At 69.4% G+C, this 19,060-nt stretch carries 17 protein-coding genes; 10 read left to right on the forward strand and 7 right to left on the reverse strand.

All coding sequences use genetic code 11. The features are described from left to right. Positions 1–568 precede the first annotated feature (568 nt). Complete coding sequence (locus DVA66_RS00780) at positions 569–1,126, forward strand: DUF6919 domain-containing protein (RefSeq protein WP_114558306.1); 558 nt, start codon at positions 569–571, stop codon at positions 1,124–1,126. 12 nt (positions 1,127–1,138) lie between these two features. Here DVA66_RS00780 and DVA66_RS00785 read toward each other — a convergent pair whose 3' ends face one another. Then, complete coding sequence (locus DVA66_RS00785) at positions 1,139–1,441, reverse strand: hypothetical protein (protein ID WP_114558307.1); 303 nt, start codon at positions 1,439–1,441, stop codon at positions 1,139–1,141. A 355-nt stretch (positions 1,442–1,796) separates the two neighbouring features. Here DVA66_RS00785 and DVA66_RS00790 point away from each other — a divergent pair, with 355 nt between their 5' ends. After that, on the forward strand, positions 1,797–2,912 hold the full coding sequence (locus DVA66_RS00790) for a DUF4365 domain-containing protein (RefSeq protein ID WP_157973750.1): 1,116 nt from the start codon (positions 1,797–1,799) through the stop codon (positions 2,910–2,912). Between the two features lie 236 nt (positions 2,913–3,148). On the opposite strand, the gene DVA66_RS00800 is transcribed toward DVA66_RS00790, so the two are convergent. The 5 genes from DVA66_RS00800 to DVA66_RS00825 form a co-directional block, all read right to left on the reverse strand. Continuing rightward, the gene (locus DVA66_RS00800; protein ID WP_157973751.1) at positions 3,149–3,817 is read right to left on the reverse strand and encodes a hypothetical protein; all 669 of its coding nucleotides are present in this window, start codon (positions 3,815–3,817) and stop codon (positions 3,149–3,151) included. Between the two features lie 57 nt (positions 3,818–3,874). Beyond that, positions 3,875–4,303 carry a hypothetical protein gene (locus DVA66_RS00805; RefSeq protein WP_232821661.1) on the reverse strand — a complete coding sequence of 143 codons (429 nt, stop codon included), beginning with the start codon at positions 4,301–4,303 and terminating at the stop codon, positions 3,875–3,877. A gap of 284 nt (positions 4,304–4,587) precedes the next feature. Then, positions 4,588–6,288, reverse strand: a complete 1,701-nt coding sequence (locus tag DVA66_RS00810; RefSeq protein WP_157973752.1) for an alpha/beta hydrolase — start codon at positions 6,286–6,288, stop codon at positions 4,588–4,590. A gap of 495 nt (positions 6,289–6,783) precedes the next feature. Then, complete coding sequence (locus DVA66_RS00820) at positions 6,784–7,887, reverse strand: peptidoglycan recognition protein family protein (RefSeq protein WP_157973753.1); 1,104 nt, start codon at positions 7,885–7,887, stop codon at positions 6,784–6,786. 129 nt (positions 7,888–8,016) lie between these two features. After that, positions 8,017–8,505: a hypothetical protein gene (locus tag DVA66_RS00825; RefSeq protein ID WP_114558314.1), complete on the reverse strand. Its 489-nt coding sequence runs from the start codon at positions 8,503–8,505 to the stop codon at positions 8,017–8,019. A 130-nt stretch (positions 8,506–8,635) separates the two neighbouring features. On the opposite strand from DVA66_RS00825, the gene DVA66_RS00830 reads away from it, so the two are divergent. From DVA66_RS00830 to DVA66_RS00840, 3 genes are all read left to right on the forward strand, one after another. Then, positions 8,636–9,280 (forward strand): C39 family peptidase, encoded by a 645-nt coding sequence (locus DVA66_RS00830; RefSeq protein WP_114558315.1) that lies wholly within the window; start codon positions 8,636–8,638, stop codon positions 9,278–9,280. Positions 9,281–9,476: 196 nt separating this feature from the next. Beyond that, positions 9,477–10,094, forward strand: a complete 618-nt coding sequence (locus DVA66_RS20705) for a hypothetical protein (protein ID WP_157973754.1) — start codon at positions 9,477–9,479, stop codon at positions 10,092–10,094. 485 nt (positions 10,095–10,579) lie between these two features. Next, positions 10,580–11,074 carry a hypothetical protein gene (locus DVA66_RS00840; protein WP_114558317.1) on the forward strand — a complete coding sequence of 165 codons (495 nt, stop codon included), beginning with the start codon at positions 10,580–10,582 and terminating at the stop codon, positions 11,072–11,074. Positions 11,075–11,209: 135 nt separating this feature from the next. Here the strand turns inward: DVA66_RS00840 and DVA66_RS00845 are convergent, their stop codons facing one another. Then, positions 11,210–11,959, reverse strand: a complete 750-nt coding sequence (locus DVA66_RS00845) for an IclR family transcriptional regulator (protein ID WP_232821662.1) — start codon at positions 11,957–11,959, stop codon at positions 11,210–11,212. Between the two features lie 96 nt (positions 11,960–12,055). On the opposite strand from DVA66_RS00845, the gene aceB reads away from it, so the two are divergent. The 5 genes from aceB (at position 12,056) to DVA66_RS00870 (ending at position 18,990) form a co-directional block, all read left to right on the forward strand. Continuing rightward, the gene (gene aceB, locus DVA66_RS00850; protein ID WP_198671369.1) at positions 12,056–13,660 is read left to right on the forward strand and encodes a malate synthase A; all 1,605 of its coding nucleotides are present in this window, start codon (positions 12,056–12,058) and stop codon (positions 13,658–13,660) included. A 20-nt stretch (positions 13,661–13,680) separates the two neighbouring features. Further along, positions 13,681–14,952: an ABC transporter substrate-binding protein gene (locus DVA66_RS00855; protein ID WP_114558320.1), complete on the forward strand. Its 1,272-nt coding sequence runs from the start codon at positions 13,681–13,683 to the stop codon at positions 14,950–14,952. Between the two features lies 1 nt (position 14,953). Continuing rightward, positions 14,954–15,880, forward strand: coding sequence for a carbohydrate ABC transporter permease (locus DVA66_RS00860; protein WP_114558321.1), 927 nt, complete (start codon positions 14,954–14,956; stop codon positions 15,878–15,880). Further along, positions 15,877–16,773, forward strand: coding sequence for a carbohydrate ABC transporter permease (locus tag DVA66_RS00865; protein ID WP_114558322.1), 897 nt, complete (start codon positions 15,877–15,879; stop codon positions 16,771–16,773). Before DVA66_RS00860 ends, DVA66_RS00865 begins: the two co-directional genes overlap by 4 nt. Before the next feature lie 66 nt (positions 16,774–16,839). Beyond that, a complete protein-coding gene (locus DVA66_RS00870) occupies positions 16,840–18,990 on the forward strand; it encodes a Tat pathway signal protein (protein ID WP_114558323.1) in 2,151 nt (716 codons plus the stop codon). The last annotated feature ends 70 nt before the right edge of the window (positions 18,991–19,060 follow it).

Consider the following 19,060-nt stretch of genomic DNA (forward strand, 5'->3'; position numbering starts at 1 on the left):
GACGCGCTGGCTGCCACTCTTACGCAGCACGCGCGTCGGCACGGCCTGTAGTTGGCCGGGTACCGGGAGTGGTTCCGGCTGAACCGACAGTCCTCGCTCCTCGCTCCCGGGTTGGCTGAGACCCGCCGGTTGGAGGGCCGGCGTCGGTGGGTCGAGAACGCCGGGGTGCGTGACGGTCTGGCGGTCGGGCAGGCGATGGCGCGACGAGCGTTCTGTACGAACTAGCTGCAGGCGGCGCAGCCGGTCGGGGCACGCAGGTCGCAGGGACGGGCCGCGGCGTCGCGGGAGGGTGCGGCGCGCCAGCGTTGCGCGCGACCCCGCGTGAAGCAGTCCGTGGCCGCGCGCGAGCGCGGTGGGATGAACGCGCCCGCACTCGGGTTTGCAGGGTTCGAGGACTACATTGCCGCCCGCCGGGCCGAGGGTGCTACGGCTCATCGGGTGCGGCCCGAGCCCGGATGCGGCGGCCGAACGGCTCCTCGCGGCCGCGCCAGTGCGAGCGGCGATTCGGGAACTACCCGCGCCCCGTAACAGTCTGACGCACCGAGCCTAGGCCTGGCAGGGTTTCGGCATGACGCCTGAGTCGAGCGGGACACCACGGTGGGATGCGGCACGCAGCCTAGATGACCTCGCGCGGGCCACCATCGCGTTCCTGCGCGGCGAGCTCGACTCCACGCCCACGCACGGCGGCCCGCCGAACCCAGAGACCGCGCCGCTCATCGGGGCGCTGGTCTCCTTGAACGAGGCAGGGTTTGTCACCATGGACTCGCAGCCGGGCATCGTCGACGGCGCCGGCGCACAGCGTGCATACGTCGAGGGTCTCTGCTTCGAGGACACCGTTGACCGACTCGTTCACGGCCTGCTGCGGACCGACCTGGTCGCGTTGATGTTCGCGCCCGGCACGAGCGCTTGGGGCAGCATTGCCGTCACGGTCAACGACGGTGAACCGTTCACCTTCCTAGGCCGACATGACGGGTCCGACCTGGAGTATTTCGACAACGGCAGCCCGGAGCTCGCCGCCGTACTGGACCAGTTGTGGCTGGTACAGGTGTTCGACCCGGTTTGGGGTCGCGCCGAGGAGTTGTGGACGCACCTCACGGCTGCGCTGGCCGGCCGAACCACTTCGTGACCGAGCTCGCGGCTACGGCACGTAGACGCGTATCTCGTGCATGGTGTCGCCCAAATCGCCGCGATGGCACCGGCCCAACGCCCAGCGGATGCCCTGACGCCGCATGGCCGTGATGCGATGTCCGCCCGAGGTGATCTGAGGAGGAGTCGCGTAGACCGGCTCGGCGTACAGCGACGAGAGGCCCTCGAGGTCGGTCGAGCTCAGCCCAGCGGCACGTCCGGCCCGGGTGGCCGCGGCGCGGTTGCCCGTCGGATACGACACCGGGTCGTTGCGGACCAGGTCGTTGACCTGCGCCCAGTTCACGCCCAGCGCCATTCCAAGCTCTCCGACTTCCAGATCCGCGGGTAGTCGGGCACGGCCTCCAGGTCGATGTCGAACCACAACCACGGGCCCCCCGCACCCCAGGAGTCCCCATCGCCTCCGTCGGCTTTGTGATCGGCGGCGTCGCGACATGGGCACACGTTCGCAGAACCGGCCGTTGGTGCTGGCCGTCTTTCCACAGTCGGAGCCCGGCAGCGGCTGCCGGTCGACGCGCCTTGAACGTCTGCGCGCCCTGGGATGGTCGTACAACCGGCTGGTCGCCGAGACAGGTTCAGCAGTCGAGCGCGTCCCTCAGGTCCAGCGCGCGGGAGTGGCTGGACATCGTTGCAGACTTAAGGGTGTGGTGGGGATGGGCGAGCACGACGAGCTCGAAAACCGGTACCTGTCGGAGTTCGAGGCGCTGCTGAGCAGGAGTGGTGTCGTCATCGGCTATCGGCACGACCGAGCCGGTATCGACACCGGTCTGCACCTGTTCGCGCGGGGCGAGAAGCCCACCAGGGCGGGCGAGGGGCGCCCCTACTGGCGCGCGCTGGCCAGCCGGGTGTGGTTCCAGCTCAAGGGCGTCCATGCGACGACCACGTCGGCGGCCGAGTTCGCGAACACCGACCACGTCGCCGTGACGGTGAAAGTCGAGCACCTGAAGTTCTGGTTCGCGGCCCCCGAACCGGTTTACCTGGTTCTGTACTTCGAATCGGTAGACCGGTTCATCGGCATCGACGTCCGCGAACTGGTCGAGCGGCAGTGGGGGCACGACTTCTACGGCACCCTGCGGGACCGGCACGGCGATGTGGTCGTGCACGTTCCGACTGACGCGGTCATGGACACCGTCAGCATCGCCGCGATGGTGGACCACCGCAGCATGCGCATCGACGGCCCCGCGTTCCGAGGGCGCCCCCTCGGGCACCGCATGGACCCGCTGCGCTCGGAGCTCGCACCTCCGGCGGCCGACGTGTGGGTCGAGATGGTCACCCGGGTTCTCCAGGCCCATGATCTCCGCGAAGCCAGCCGCACCCAAGTCGGCGACCTCACCGTCCTGCACGGCACCATCGCGCAGACGCTGCTGTGGCAGTCGCCCGCGTTCGCGGAGTACGGCTACAGCAACAGCCCCGACGAAGTTCGCGATGAGCCCGCGCTCGAGCAGATCTTCGGCAACGTCGGCATTATCCTCGACTCCACCCAGGACCGGACCACCTTCACCGACGAGGAAACGAAGGCTCTGTCCGAGTTCATCGAGGCAGCTTCCACCAACGACCTAGACGTCGGGGTCTTCTTCCGCGGCCGAGACCTTAGCGGGACCGGCGGGCTGTGGCGCAGCATCGTTCGCGAGTCGGCGCCGGGCGACCGGCAGGGCGGGTGGCATGAGCTCGGACTCGAAGCGTTGACCTACCTCGTGCTTACCGCAACCCTCGTCTACCTGGAGTTCGCGCCCCACCTGGATTGGCGCCACGCGAACTTCCTCGGCTGAGCGAGAGCCAGCCCGACAAAATCGTTAGAACGCCCGATACCGCATCCAGGTCTCTCTCGGCGAGTGGGCATCGCGACCGCAGAACCGCCGGATCATCGCATGCGGCCCCTCCGTTCCGGTGCTGCTGTAGGCGCACAGCTCGGCGGGGCTGCCGGGACAGCTCTTCCAGCGAGGGCGCCACCGCAGCACCACCTCAGACCGGTTCTCCAGCGCCCCGGCATGCTCGCCCACCTTGTTCAGTACCAGTCCTCGAACTCTGCCCGCATATCAGCTGCGATTTCTGCTTCGATAGCCCGCTGTTCCTCGAGCATGTCGCTTTGAAAGGCTTCGTATGCATCCATCATGTCCAGGGAGGCTGAAGACATGGTGTATGCGTATTTCAGTGCTTTTGCCAATGCTGGGAAGTCGATCTGGTCTTGTTCGTTCGCCAACCCGCTGCCGTAGCGGAATGATTCACCTGTTGGGTCCGTTGCCGAGATGCGATCGAACAGCTTGCGCACATCCTTCGGTGTGGTTGAGAGGTTTAGTGCCGTGAGATGCCCGTCCAGCTCGTCGAGCAGCGCCATGAGCCGGTGTCCGTGCTTTTTCTGCAGGCGCTCTGCCACAGCCTTGGTGGCTAGGGATGGGTCGCTCTCCCCATTATTGCGCCGCAGGCGGGTGGCGACGCGGATGGCGGACTTGAGGTCCAGCTCGATGGCGTGGCGATACAGGTAGAGGAACGGCAGCAGCATGGCGTCGTCGGGAGCCTGTGCCCGAAAGGTTGTGGCCAGGCGTTCCGCTGCGTCTGCAAAGGAGTAGCCGAGACTGTCCGTCCGGTCGGGAAAGCGAACGATGAGACCTGCACGGTCGCCTGCAGGGAATTCCGTAAAGATGTCACGTCGAGGTTGAGGTTGTTGGCGGGTCATGGTTGCAAGTCTCCGATGATTGGGCGGTGGATCATCAGCCGGGGCGGCGGGCAAGTATCAGCCGGGGCGGCGGTGGCGCGTCTGGGAGCTGCAGTACTGCCCACAGTTCGTCGTGCTCGTGGTCAAACACAGCCGGCCCGTGAAGGTACCGGCAGTACGCACGCACCTGCTCGACCGGGTGCAGACGCTCGGCGGCGTCACGAAGACGCAGATCTCCTCGCTGTCGACCAGCATGCTGGCCTCGCTCGCTGCTTGAGCTAGGACCGCGAAATACACCGGGTGACCGGTCTTCGGCGAGGTACCGCAGAGGAGCGCGTCGACGCGCTTGCTGGTGAGCGGCAGCTGGTACTCGAGCAGCATCTCCACACCGGACAGCCCGGCGTCGTTGAGGTCGTTGGCCAGCACGGCGAGGCTCTCGCGCCAGGACCGCTGCTCCGCCGGGCTCGGGCGGTGGCCGACCTGCCGCCGGAACTGCTCGCTCAGCACGTCCACCAGCGTGTCAGCGCGGACGCGCTCGAGGAGGTGCGCCGCGGACCCGCGGAACAATGGCACGACAAACCCCAGGAAGTACGGAACTTCCCGCACGGGTGGGAGGCTCGTCGTGCTGACTTGCCTGTCGGGCCGGGCGGCTTCAGTGGCACTCTACCGAGGCCCGACGGAGCAACCACCGCCCTCCGAGGCATCCGGGCTGGGATGTCGGACGCGCCCTTCTAAACGCGCGGAGAGCGGCCGCACAGCATCCGGGCTGGCGGCCGCTCCCACGGTGTCGTTCAGGAACGCGTCAGGCTCAGCTGCGGCGCGTTCTGCTCACGCACCAGCTGCCGCAGCTGGCTCGGCCCCTCAGCGGCCTGCGGATCGTCAGTGAACGGGTTGCCCTCCATCGCGCAGACCCGACCGTCGATCTCACCGGCGCTGTTCGGATCCAGCAGGTACTGCCCCACCAGCTCCCCGGCGCACACGTTGGCCCCGAGCGCCCCGTGCCCCGGGGTCTCGGTGGTCAGCAGGGCACTGTTCGGCAGCAGGCCGCGAAGGGCCTGGGCACCCTCGTAGCGGGTGGCTGGGTCCTCGCGGTTGCCCACGACCAGCACCGGCGCCGCAGTCTGGCTCGTGTACGGGCCGGTGTAGCGGTCCTCGTCGGTGAAGGGCCAGACGCTGCAGGTGCTGCCGGCCCAGGTCCACACCTGACTGAAGGGGCCGTCGGTGCGCACCGAGCGGTCACCGGCCCGGTCGATCTGCTCGTGGTCGCTGGGGTTCTCGCTGTCGCTGCAGCCGACCCCGACGAAGCCCTGGTTGGCGTTGACGGTGTCGGGGATCTCGGGGAACGGGGCGTCGGCGGACTGCGCCAGCGTCGACCGGGCGGTGTCGGCGTCCAGCAGCTGGGCCTGCTGGGCGGCGCGTCCCAGCTCCTCGGGGCTGGCACCCGCCTCCAGCTGGGCCAGCAGCTCAGCCAGCAGCGGGAAGAGCGGGGCGTTGTAGAGCAGGTTCATCGTCAAGGCGAGCAGCTCGTCGTAGCCGATCACCAGCACCTCACCGGTCGACGGATCGCTGAGCTCGATCGGATCCTCCCGCACCCGCTCGGCCAGCGCGTCGAACCGGGGCCGGGCGTCGGGGGCGAGCGCGCACGTCTGCGGCCCGGCGTCCTCGCACAGCTCCAGGAAGCGGTCGAGGGTTTCGGTGGCGCCCTCGCCGGAGCGGATCGCGGTCAGGAACGGGAGCCGGCCCGGACGGTTCGCCCACTTCACCGGGTCGATCACGGCGTCCACCACCAGCGCACCCACCCGGTCGGGGAACATGTTGGCGTAGGTCGATCCGAGCTGGCTGCCGTAGGAGATGCCGTAGTAGTGCAGCTTCTCCTCCCCCAGCAGCTCGCGGACGTGGTCGTGGTCGCGGGCCACGTTCGCCGTCGACATGTGCTCGGCGATGGCACCACCGTTCTCCGCGCACGCCTCGGCGAGGTTGCGGTCAGCGGCCTCGAAGGCCGGCAGCTCCTCGTCCTCGACGGGGAAGGCGCCCGGCTTGGTCGCGGGCAGCGCGTCCTCGACCGTCGCGAAGCAGTCCAGCGGACTGCTGCGGCCGATGCCCCGCGGGTCGATGCCCACCAGGTCGTAGCGGGAGGACGCCTCAGCGCCGATCCACTCCTGCAGCTGCGGCCCGCCGGCGGCGACGAACTCCACCGCCGAACCACCGGGACCGCCCGGGTTGACGAAGAGCGAGCCGATCTTGTTCTCCTGGTCCGACGCCGGCAGCCGGACCATCGCGAGGTCGATCTGCTCGCCGTCGGGGTCGTCGTAGTCGAGCGGCGCCGGCACCAGGGCGCACTCCAGGCCCTCGGTGAGGTCGGCGTAGCAGGGCTGCCAGGCGATCTGCTCGGCCGGTTCGGCGGACGCCGGGACCGCCGGGACCAGACCGGCCACCAGGACGGCGGCCGCACCGAGGGCTGCGGGTGGGATGAGGCGTGACACATGGGGCACGGGGGTTCTCCTCAGTTGTCGGGGTACCTCATGCTCAGCACACCCAGGCATCGGTCGACCACCCCTGCGGACGCATCTGGGCCCACAGGACTACACCGTCCCGGGCGGCTGCTGACAGACGTCACCACGAGGCCGGGATCCCCCGACCCTGCGGACGTCGACGACCCACCGGAAGGCATCCGCCTTGGAGCCAGCGTGAGGACGGCGACATGAGCCGGCCGACGATCTACGCCCTGCACGAGCACCCGGAGTGGTTCCCGCCGTTCGCGGCGGCGTTCGCCGAGCAGGGGGTGGAGGTCGAGGAGTGGCTGCTCACCGACGGCGTCCTCGACCTGGACGCCGCCCCCGTCGCCGGGGGTGTTCTGGTCGCGGATCAGCGCCTCCTCCCACACGCGCGGCCACGGGCTGTCCAAGGACTACGCGCGGGCGTGCTGTCCTGGCTGGAGGCGCACGGCGACCCGGCTCGGGGCCCCGCGAGGCCCCGAGCCGCAGCGGTCAGCCGATCAGTGCCGCGGTCCGCGACCGCAGCGAGGCCATCTTGGCGATGACGTTCCGCCCCGGGCAGGCGGTCGCCATCACGTCACCGTGGCCGGCGATCCGGTAGATGGTCTTGCCGGCCAGCGTCACCCGGCTCTCCGGGTCACGGCCGTACGGCGCGAGCTTCCAGGCCGCCAGGCGGGCGGCGGACTCCAGCATCGCCGAGGTCGCGGCGGCGGTCTCGTAGTTGCCCATGAAGGAGATGCCGACGGTATCGGTGTTCCAGCTGCCGGCGTGCGCACCGTGGGCGTTGGACTCCACGCTGCCGTCGCGGCCCTCGAAGATCCGGCCCCACTTGTCGATGAGGAAGTTGTAGCCGATGTCGCACCAGCCCAGCGTGTTGGTGTGGTACGCGTGGATGCCGCGGATGATCTGCGCCGAGTCGGCCTGGGTGTAGCTGTTGGTGCCGGCGGTGTGGTGGATGATCGCGGCGTGCAGCGTCGGGTTCGGGCCGCGGCAGGTGCTGCCCAGGTTGGGATCCGCGCCCCAGCCGCCGCGCCACGTGAGCTCGGGACGGGCCGGCGCCGCGGTCGTCCCGAGGCGGTCACCCGGCACCTCGCGGTCGGAGGCGAGCCGCTCGGGGTCGATGAGCACGACCTGCGGGTCGGCGACGTCGCCATCGGGAGCGTCGAGCACCCGGACGGCCACGCCGTCGCAGTCCCCGACGAAGATCGGGTCCGTGCCGTCGCGGGGGCCGACGGTGCCCTCGGTGCGGCCCACCGGTCCGTCGCCGAGCGGGGCCCAGCCGCTCCAGCGGCCGTCGCGGCGGACCCGGTAGCGGACGTCCGGCGCAGGGGCGTCGGTAGCGGCCCAGGTGACGGCGAGGGTGGAGAAGGCGCTGGTGGTGCGGGCGGCGAACTCGGCCACCGGGCGGGCGCCCTCGCGGGACGTCCGGGTGGTGCTGGTGACCGGGTCGAGGTCGAGGTAGTCGATGCGCGTCCGGGACGGCTCGGCGACCGCCTGGAACGGGGCGACGAGACCGGCGCCGACCGTTCCGGTGAGGCCCACGGCCCCGCCGAGGCGGAGCAGCGAACGGCGGGAGAGCGCAGCAGAGTCAGACATGGCGACCTTTCAGGGGGGTGGGGTCGTCTGGAAGAGGGCACGGCCCTCGCGTCGCAGTTAACCGTCCGGCTCGGCGGATGTCACGGGGTGCGGGCGCACGAGATCAGGGCTCGTGGACGTCCGGCTGGTTCAGGAGACGGTGGCGTGCGGGACGGCCGGCAGCTCCAGCGCGTCGAAGAAGTGGCCCACCGTGGACTCGTCGAACCCGCGCACCTGGAGCAGCTGGGTGCGGGCCTCCTCGCGGTGCTGGGCGACGTCCGCGGACGTCAGCAGGCCGACGGCGATCAGCGCGTCCGCGGCGTCCTGGACCACGCAGGTGCGCGGACGTCCGCCCAAGAGGCAGGGGTTGCGCATGACCCGGGCGAAGGCGTAGTCGTCCAGACCGGTGATGTGGGTGAGCTTGTCGGCGCGGCAGGCCCGGTGCAGGTGCCAGCGGTCGACCGCCCGGCGGATCTCGTCCGGCTCGCAGGCGGGATCGGTCGCGGTGGCCGTGGTGAAGACCGCAGCGATCAGCGCGAGCTCCACCTGGTCGGCGTAGCTCGACGGGTGCGTGGCCGAGATCGGTGGAGGGGTGGCCTCCTTCGCCGTCGGCTTCCGCAGGAACCGGTCCAAGAGCATCGTCGCTCCTCCTACGTGTCGTCGTTGACCCTTCGAGAGTAGATCAACGCTCCAGCGGTCAGAAGATCCGGCGCTGGGGGTGACCCTGCGGCGTGGTCGTCTGAGGCCACCCCAACGGAAGGACTGATCGATGACTCCCACCCCTCCCCAGCTGAGCCGCCGGCACGCGTTCGGCGTCACCGCGGCCCTCGGACTCGGCGCCGGGCTGTCGGCGCTGCCCCAGCTCACCGAGATCGCGGCCGCCATGCCGCCGATCCCCGAGCCCGGCATCCCCGACCGCAAGGTGCTGCGCTACACCTACCAGCGGCAGGCCACCCAGAACTGGTGCGCGGCGGCGTCCGGTCGGATCGCGCTGTCGGCCAAGGGCAAGACCCCGACCCAGAACTCGCTGCGCAAGCAGATGGGGATCGGGCCGGAGGGCAGCCACGGGCTCCAGGAGCCCCGCGAGATCGCCTGGACGCTCAACGCCCGGCTCGGGCTCGGCGGCAAGTCGTTCCGCTACCGGCTCTACATCCCCGCAGCCGGGACGCTGAAGGAGCGGCTGCGTTACCGCACCCGGATCAGCATCCACAACGGCTATCCCGTGGTCATCAACATGAACAGCGTCGCCGGTGAGCCCTACAGCGCCGGGCACTACATCGCGATCGTCGGCTACGACAAGACCCGCTACAAGATCGCCGACCCGGACGCGCCCAGCCGCAACGGCGTCTGGTACCACCAGAACGACATCGTCGACTGGAACAAGCGCAACCGCTTCACCGCCTTCGGCACCTGATCCGTGCTGAGCGCTGCCGGTGCGACCGTCTCGGTCGTACCGGCAGTCGCGGTTCCTGTGGCTTTCGCGGCCGGTTATCCCCAATCCACATGACTTATCCACAGGTTCTGTTGAAAGGCTGTGGGTCGCGGGGATCCCGGTGGCAGGATGACGACCGAGACGGCTCGAGGCCTCACCCCAGGGAGGAGCGGATCTCGTGAGACGACGGCTGCGTGCTGCCTTGGCGGGCATCGGGCTGACGTGTGGCCTGCTGATCTCGGGCTGCCAGGGCGAGGATCCGGAGCCCGCGCCGACGGCGGTCCTGCCCACTCCAGCAGCGCCAAGCCCTTCTGGTACTACCACCTCAGATGTTTCCGAGGAGGAGGCGGCGATCAAAGCAGCCGCAGAGCGGTACGTGCAAGGTCGCGAGCGCGCAGAAGCGATGCTGGTCGCTGGAGATTTCGACAACGTAGAGAGCGAACTCGCCCCCTACTTCTCAGGCTCCTACCTATCGTACTGGCAGACCGAGTTCGCTGAGTTCGAGCGAAAGAACTGGACGACAACCGGAGCGGTCGACTTCACCGTCGTCGATGCAGGCGATTACCAACGTGAAGTTGACTCCGGAGAGTCTGTCGCCATCTTCGCGTGTGTGGACTTCCGGGAGGCAGTTGTTCGGACTTCGGAGGGCGACGTTGTCGAGCGCGGCTACGAGTTCAGCATTGATCGGATCGACATGACTAGAGCACCAGACGCGCCCTGGAAAGCGACTGAGCTCGATTCGGTCCCAGTGGACGAGCCGATCTCGGAGACACCATGCGCGGACACCTTCGCATAGCAACTACAGGGGCCGTGTCCCTACTGATGGCCATACTCGCAGTGCCCTCTGCGCCGAGCGCGATAGCCGACGAATCGTCTAGCGAGGGCAAGGTCGAGATCGATTTGAATGGCGGCCTCGCTGAGTACCACGCCGAGCGAAGCAGTGACGGCGGTCGGGGCTCGGACGAAGAGTCGGCCGATGGCGCCGGGAGACCCGGCCTGCGCTCGCGTCAACCCGATCCACCAGGGATATCAGGACCATCTCGCAACCGTTCTGCGGCCAATACTGACGGGGCGAACGGCCATGACTTCCCGCCACCGGCCCCTCCTGCTTGGGACCCGAACTCACGTGCAGCGGTTCCCGGCATCGGATCCTGCGATGACGCAGTCGCGCAAGGTTACGACGCCGGGTGCACACCCGCTGACCGCCAACCTGAAGCAGAAGCTGCGCCTGCGGAACCCGCTCCCGCAGCAGAGGCTCCGGAGGCTGAACCGGAGCCAGACGTGAACCCCGAGGTCGCCGCTCTGTCGCTGATCGCCGAGATCGAGTTCGGAGGCGGCACTCCGCAGATCGGGCCGCCCGCCGACATCAACCCGTGGGACATCTACGTGGTCGGCTATCCGTACTGGTTCTGGACCGACGGGCCGACCTCGCTCACCGACTCCGAGGAGTCCCTCGGCGTCGAGGTGTCCCTCGAGGCGACCGCCACCTCGGTGACCTTCACGACCGGCGACGGCGGCAGCGTCACGTGCGAACCGGCAAGTGCCGCCGCCTGGGACAGCTCCGTCGCGCCCCAGGAGTCCTCGCCGAACTGCGGCTACACCTGGGAGCGGCGGTCCGCTACGCCCGACCAGCCAGAAGCCACCCACACGGTCACCGCCACCACCACCTGGGAGGTCGACTGGACCGCCGGCGACGCCTCCGGCACGGAGGTCGTGCAACGTAGCGAGTCCGTCGACGTCGTGGTCGGAGAGCTGCAAGCCCTCGTCACCGGCTGACCCACCGCCCTCGGCCAAGGATGAGTCTTCGCTGAGCACGCCCGGCGACCGGCGCGCAGGCGATTGCTCAGGAGGAAGGACGGCGCTGGTCCGGGGGCTCCGCCCCGACTTCCGTCGGCTCACGCTCCCCGCGGGTCAGGGTGCCGCGACAGCTCCGCCCGCCTCGCGCCCGTCGACGATCAGGGCCAGCCGGTCGGCCGCGTCGAGCACGACCGGGGCCAGCTCGGGCACCCGCTCGGTCGTCACCCGCGCCGAGGGCCCGGAGATGGAGACGGCCAGCCGGACGCTCTTGGTCGGAACCGCGACCGCGATGCAGCGCACCCCCACCTCCTGCTCACCGTCGTCGATCGCGTAGCCGCGGGAACGGATGGCGGCCATCTCCTCGAGCAGCCCTGCCACCGTGGTGATCGTCTGCGACGTCCGCGGCTCCATGCCGGCGTGTTCGACGATGGCGCGGACCTCGTCGTCGGGCAGCGCCGACATCAGTGCCTTGCCCACCCCGGTGCAGTGCGGATCGACCTGCCGGCCGACCTCGGTGAAGGTCCGCATGGTGTAGGGCGACGGTGACTGCGCCAGGTAGATCACCCGGTCGTTGGACAGGATGGCCAAGTTCGCGGTCTCGGACGTCTGCTCGGTCAGCGCCCGGAGCACGGGATGGGCCCACGTGCTCAGGGTCTGGCGGACCACCTCGCCGTAGCTGAGGAAGCGCGGCCCCAGGGCGTAGAGCCGGTTGTGCGTCTGACGCACCAGCCCGTGCTCGCCCAGCGTCGCCAGCAGGCGGTGCACGGTGGTCAGCGGCAGACCGGTCGCCGCCACGAGCTCACTGAGCGACGCCTGCCCGCCGGCTGCGGTCAGCGCCTCCACCACGGCCACAGCGCGCTGCACCGACTGGACTGCACCACCGGCCATCTTTTCCTCCGACCTGTTGACGGGACCGCTCACACACCATAGCGTTCCGCATGTCGAATAGTAGTTTCCATCATGCGGAAGTCAGAGTTGATGATCCAGATCCTTGGAAGTTCCCGTCCCGACGCAGAGCGGGTGCTCACCCCCCAGGCCCTCGAGCTGGTCGAGCAGCTCCACCACCACTTCGACGGACGTCGTCGAGAGCTGTTGGCGCTGCGAGCGGAGCGGGCCCGCACCATCACGGCAGGCAAGGACTTCGACTTCCTGCCCGAGACCGCCGACATCCGCTCAGGTGAGTGGAACGTGGCCTCCGCCGGGCCAGGTCTGGACGACCGCCGGGTCGAGATCACGGGCCCTCCGGAGCGCCGGATGGCGGTGAACGCGCTGAACTCCGGCGCCAAGGTCTGGCTCGCCGACCTCGAGGACGCCATCACCCCGAGCTGGGACAAGCTGGTCGACGCCCAGGTCACGCTGCACCGCGCGGTGCACGGCGACCTGGACTTCACGACCGAGCAGGGCAAGGAGTACCGCCTCGGTGAGGAGCTGGCGACCATCGTCGCCCGGCCCCGGGGCTGGCACCTGCTGGAGGAGCACGTGCTCGTCGACGGCACACCGGTCGCCGGCGCCCTGTTCGACTTCGCCATCTACCTGGCCGCCAACGCCCACCGGCTGGTGGCCAACGGCAGCGGACCCTACTTCTACCTACCCAAGCTCGAGAGCCACCTCGAGGCCCGATTGTGGAACGACGTCTTCACCTTCGCCCAGGAGCGGCTGGGCATCGCGCACGGGACGATCCGCGCGACCGTGCTGATCGAGACGATCCCGGCCGCCTTCGAGATGGAGGAGATCCTCTACGAGCTGCGGGACCACGCGGCAGGGCTCAACGCCGGGCGCTGGGACTACATGTTCAGCCTCATCAAGTACTACCGCGACCGGGGAGCCCGGTTCGTGCTGCCGGACCGCAACGCCGTCACCATGACGGTGCCCTTCATGCGCGCCTACACGACCCTGCTGGTGCAGACCTGCCACCGGCGCGGCGCCCACGCGATCGGCGGGATGTCGGCCTTCATCCCCAGCCGCGACGCCGACGTCAACGCCACCGCGCTGGACAAGGTCCGGGCCGACAAGGAGCGCGAGGCCGGCGACGGCTTCGACGGCTCCTGGGTGGCCCACCCCGGCCTGGTCGACATCTGCCGCAGCGCCTTCACCACCGTGCTGGCGGACCGTCCGCACCAGAAGGACGTGCTGCCCGACGGCCACGTCTCCGCTGCCGACCTCCTGGCAGTGGACCAGACCCCCGGCGCCGTGACCGATGAGGGCCTGCGCAGCAACGTCTCGGTCGCCCTGCGCTACCTGCGGTCCTGGCTGGGCGGCGTTGGCGCCGCGGCGATCGACAACCTCATGGAGGACGCGGCGACCGCCGAGATCGCCCGGGCCCAGGTGTGGCAGTGGGTGCACTCCGGGACGCGGACCACCTCGGGTGAGCCCATCACCGCCGAGGCCGTCCGAACCCTGGTGGAGGAGCAGGTCGCCGCCCTCGGGCCCGACTTCCCGCCGGCCGCCAGAGACGTCTTCCTGCAGATCGCGCTCGCCGACGACTTCGACGACTTCCTGACCACTGTTGCCTACCCCCACGTGGTGGAACCGTCGGCTCGCGCCGACGTCGCCGCAGGGGTCTGACCACGTACCCGAGGAGAACGATGACCATGACACGGATCAGCCGACGCAGCCTGATCTCCGGCCTCGGCGCCCTGGGCGCCAGCGGGGCACTGGCCGCCTGCGGTGGCGGGCCGGCTGGCTCCGCGACGCCCAACGAGGTGTCCTTCGCCAACTGGTCGGACAACTTCGCCGATCTCTACACCCAGAGCCTGGACGCCTACGAGGCCCAGTCGGGTGTGACGGTCGTACGCCAGGCCGATGTCCCCTTCGACGACTACCAGACCAGGTTCCGCACGCTGCTCTCGGGCGGGCAGCCGCCGGGTCTGATGCGGCTCAACGACGACTTCGTGCGCGAGATGACCGACAAGGAGCAGCTGGCCGACCTCGGCGAGCGGATCAGCGGTCTGAGCGAGGAGGAGTACTTCGCCGACGTCGCCGCCTTCACCGCTCTGGAGTCCGGGCAGGGCGGCCTGCCCATCGGGTCATCGCCGCGGGTCCTCTTCTACAACAAGACGATGCTCCAGGAGGCGGGGATCACCCCGCCCAGCAGCTGGGTACCCGACCAGTGGCAGTGGGACGACGTGCTCGCTGCCGCCCAGGAGGTCACCGGAGGGGACCGGTACGGCATCTGCCTGTGGACCGACACCGGCTTCGAGAACACCTTCGCCGTGAACAACGGCGGCCCGGGGATCTTCTCCGCCGACGGCACCAGCTTCACCTTGGCCGACCCGGCCGGCATCGAGGCGATCCAGTGGGTGGTCGACCTGACCCTCAAGCACAAGGTGCAGCCGACCTGGGCCTACCTCACCGGGGAGGACGCCGACCTGAGGCTCTTCACCGCCGGCAACCTCGGGATGTTCTTCGGCACCATGGGCCTGGCCACCTACATGCGGGAGAACGTCACCGACTTCGAGTGGGACGTCGCCCCGATGCCGGCCAAGGTCGAGCAGCGGCAGGAGGGCAGCCTCTCGGTCTTCGTGGTACCCCGGGAGTCCGCTGACGTCGACCGCGGCTGGGAGCTGCTGCAGTGGATGGTGGGCCGCGAGTCGGGCTCGATCTTCGCCGAGGCCGGCGCCTTCATCCCGCTGCACCGGGAAGCGGCCGCACTGGTCGAGAAGACCTCCACCCAGGGCGAGAACATGGCGTTGTTCGCCGAGGCGGCCGGGTACCAGACCACCGTCAACTCCACCCGAGCCACCGCGCAAGCCGTGCAGCTCTACCGCCCCCAGCTCGAGCGCGCCTACATCGGCGAGATCAGCGTCGAGGAGGCGCTGACCAGTGTCCGGGCCCAGGTCGAGCGTGTCATCGGCTGACATGTCCGTGCTGACAGAGCCCACCGCGTCGGCGGTCGCCCGCCCGGAGCGACGGCGACAGCGGCGGCGCGCCGCCCTGCAGGGCTGGGCGTTCGTCGCTCCCCTGGTCATCGGCATCGCGGTGTTCCAGGCGTATCCGCTCCTCGTGTCGCTGTGGGCCTCCTTCCACTCCTGGGACGGTTTCACCACACCGACCTGGATCGGGCTGGACAACTTCACCGCGATGCCGGCCGACGAGCTGCTCGTCAACTCGGTGAAGATCACGCTGCTGTTCACGCTGGGCTCGATCCCGCTCACCGTCGTCCTGGCCCTGCTGCTGGCGGTGCTGTGCAACCGCGGGGGGCGGATCAGCAGCTCCTTCTTCCGCACCGCCTACTTCACGCCCTACGTCACCAGCATCGTGGCCATCAGCCTGGTCTTCACCCAGTTCTTCGCCCCCGAGGGCGTGATCAACCAGGTGCTGGGTCTGGTCGGCATCGACGGTCCGGAGTGGCTCGCCGACTCCACGTTCGCCCTGGTCGCGGTCATCGTCGTCGCCGTCTGGCAGGGCGTGGGCTACCCGATGGTCATCCTGCTCTCCGGCCTGCAGGCGATCCCGAAGGAGCTGTACGAAGCAGCCGACGTGGACGGGGCCAGCCCGCCCGCACGGTTCTTCCGGATCACCTTGCCGCTGCTGACTCCCCAGCTGTTCTTCGTGCTCATCACCCAGTTCATCCTGAGCTTCCAGATCTTCGGGGTGGTGTTCGTGATGACCTCCGGCGGACCGGGGAACGCCACGTCGGTGTTCATCTACTACGTGTTCCAGAACGCGTTCTCCTTCGGCCAGCTCGGTTACGCGTCCGCCATGGCGTGGGCGATGTTCCTCTTCATCGTGGCCCTCACCGTCATCCAGCTGCGACTGCAGAAGAAGTGGGTGTTCTACGCATGACCGTCCTCGAGAAGCAGACCGCGCTGCCGGGTGCACCCGGTGGCGAGCAGCACCGAGGTCACCGCCGACGCGTCCGCCGGCTCAGCGGATGGTCGTTCGTCCGGGTGCTGTTCATGCTCGCCCTGGTCGTCGTCTTCGCCACCCCGCTGCTCTGGATGATCAACAACTCGTTGCGGACCGAGGCGGCCATCGCCGCCGACCCGCTGGGGCTGGCCGGTCCACGTCTGGAGCTGGACAACTACGCCGTGGCGGGTGAGGCCGTCGCGCCCTTCTTCCTCAACAGCGTGAAGCTCGCCGTCCTCAACGTGGTCGGGGTCCTCCTGATCGGAGCGCTGGCCGGGTACGCCTTCGCCCGGATGCAGTTCCCCGGCAAGGGCGTGCTCTTCGCGGTGGTCCTCGCCACCGCCATCGTCCCCGGCATCGTCTACCTCATCCCCCAGTACGCGCTCTTCCAGCAGCTCGGCTGGATCGACACCCACCTGCCGCTGTGGGTGCCGAGGGTCCTGACCCCGGTCTTCGCCACGTTCCTGCTCCGCCAGGCCTTCCTCGGCCTGCCTCGAGAGCTCGAGGACGCCGCCCGCATCGATGGGGCAGGGACGCTGCAGATCTTCTTCCGGGTGATGATCCCCCAGGTCAAGCCCGCCCTGGCGGCGGTCGGCATCTTCACCTTCATCGAGAGCTGGAACGACCTGTTCGGCCCGCTGATCTTCCTCAACTCCACGTCGCTGCAGACGCTCCCGGTGGCGCTGGCCCTCTTCCGTGGCGAGTTCTTCACGACCGTCAGCACCCTGATGGCTGCCTCGACGCTCACTGTCGCACCGGTGCTGGTGGTCTACCTGTTCGCCCAGCGCTACATCGTCGAGGGCATCACCAGCAGCGGCGTGAAGGGCTGAGCAGCACCGCCGACGAACGCGCAGAACCACCCGACCGAATCCGCCCCAGAGAAGGAGCGATCCACCATGTCCGACGCTGCACTCCCCTGGTACCGCCGCACGCTGCGCTGGGGCCAGACCAACCTGACCGAGACCGACCCCGAGCGCTACGACCCAGAGCTGTGGCGGGCGCAGTGGAAGGCGACCCGGATCCAGGGCGTCATCGTCAACGCCGGCGGCATCGTCGCCTACTACCCCAGCGCGTTCCCGCTGCAGCACCGGGCGAGCCACCTGGGTGATCGCGACCTCTACGGCGAGATCGTGGCCCACGCACGGGCCGACGGGCTGAGCGTCATCGCCCGGATGGACTCGAACCGGGCGGGAGAGGAGTTCTACGCCGCGCACCCGGACTGGTTCAGCTGCGACGCCGACGGCGCTCCGTACCGGGCGGGCGCCGCCTACATCTCCTGCGTCAACAGCCCCTACTACGACGAGTACCTGCCTGCGGTCTTCCGCGAGATCATCGAACGCAGCGCACCCGACGGCTTCGCCGACAACAGCTGGGCCGGGCTCGCCAGCCACCAGATCTGCTACTGCACCTACTGCCGTACCCGCTTCCGCGACGCCGTCGGTGAGGCGCTGCCGGCTCGCCGGGACTGGGACGACCCGGTCTTCCGGGAGTGGGTGCGGTGGAACGACCGGCGCCGGGTCGAGATCTGGCGGCAGAACACCGCGGTGACCACCGAGGCCGGTGGCCCCGACTGCGTCTGGGTGGGCATGCTGCACGGCGACCTGGCCGACCAGGTCAAGCGGTTCACCGACCTCCGCGAGCTCACCCGTGACGCGAAGATCCTGTTCGTCGACCACCAGCGCCGCACCCAGCGGGACGGCTTCGCCGAGAACGCCGAGGTCGGCAAGCGCCTGCACCAGCTCGCCGGCTGGGACGTCCTCATGCCGGAGAGCCAGGCGATGTACGCCGCGGGGGCGGGCTTCTTCCGCTCGACGTCGATGCCCGAGGCCGAGGTCCGGGTGTGGTCTGCCTCCGGGACGGCCGGCGGCATCCAGCCGTGGTGGCACCACATCAGCGCCTACCACGAGGACCGGCGTCAGTACGCCACCGCCGAACCCATCTTCACCTTCCACGAGCGCAACGAGCGCTACCTCACCGACCGGACACCTCGGGCCCAGGTCGCCGTGGTGTGGTCCCAGGCCAACTCCTACTTCCACGGCCGCGACGACGTGGACAACACCGCGGTAGCACCCAACCGAGGCATGGTCGCGGCACTGCGCCGGGCCAGGATCCCCTACCTGCCGGTGCACGCCGACGACGTCGCCGGGCTCAGCGAGGAGATCGGCGTGCTGGTGCTGCCCGACCTCGCCGTGATGTCCCCCGAGCAGTGCGAGGCCGTACGGGCCTTCGCGGCCCGCGGAGGATCGGTGGTGGCGACCGGGCAGACCAGCCTGAAGGATGCCGACGGGCAGCTCCTGGACGACTTCGGGCTGGCCGACGTGCTCGGCGTGTCGGCCACCGGCAGCTCCCGCGGCACGGTGCGGCCCTACGCCTTCGACATCGAGGACTGGCAGCGCCACGACTACCTGCGGTTCGACGACGCCGTGGCCGACGAGTCCTCGCCGCTGCGGTCGCGCCTGGCGGGGACCACCATCCTCGCCCTCGGCGGTCGGCTGGAGGGCGTGCGTGCCGTCGACGCCGATGTCGCCGCCACCTACGTCGAGCCCTTCCCCTTCTACCCTCCGGAGCTGGCCTGGCTCCGCACCGAGCCGACCAGCACCCCGGTGCTCACCGTCCGCGAGCACCCGGCGGGTGGGCGGATCGCCTACCTCGCCGCCGACCTGGACCGGGCGGCGTCCCGGGACCACCGGCCGGACAGCCTCCAGCTGCTCGGCAACGTGGTCCGCTGGGCGCACCCGGCGCCGCCGCTGCTCGAGGTCGACGGCGCGGGCGACATCGACTGCCACGTCTACGAGCAGGACTCGGCACTGGTCGTGCACCTGGTCACCAACACCGCACCCAGCCCCGTGCCCGGCTCACTGCACGAGCTGATCCCGCTGGGCCCCTTCCGGGTGCAGGTGCGAGATCCCCGGCTGACGGGCGAGATCCGGGGCCGTGCCCTGGTGGCGGACACGGACGTCACGGTGTCCACCGACGCCGGCACGGCCACGGTGGAGGTGCCGAAGCTCCTCGACCACGAGATCGTGGTGCTCGGCCTTCCCGGGTGAGGACCTCCCTCATCCCGGCAGGAGCCGGGCCGGCCCTGTGAGGGACCGGCGGCCCGGCGATCCCCCGCTC

The sequence above is a fragment of the Desertihabitans aurantiacus genome, from assembly GCF_003344635.1.
GTDB classification, from domain to species: domain Bacteria; phylum Actinomycetota; class Actinomycetes; order Propionibacteriales; family Propionibacteriaceae; genus Desertihabitans; species Desertihabitans aurantiacus.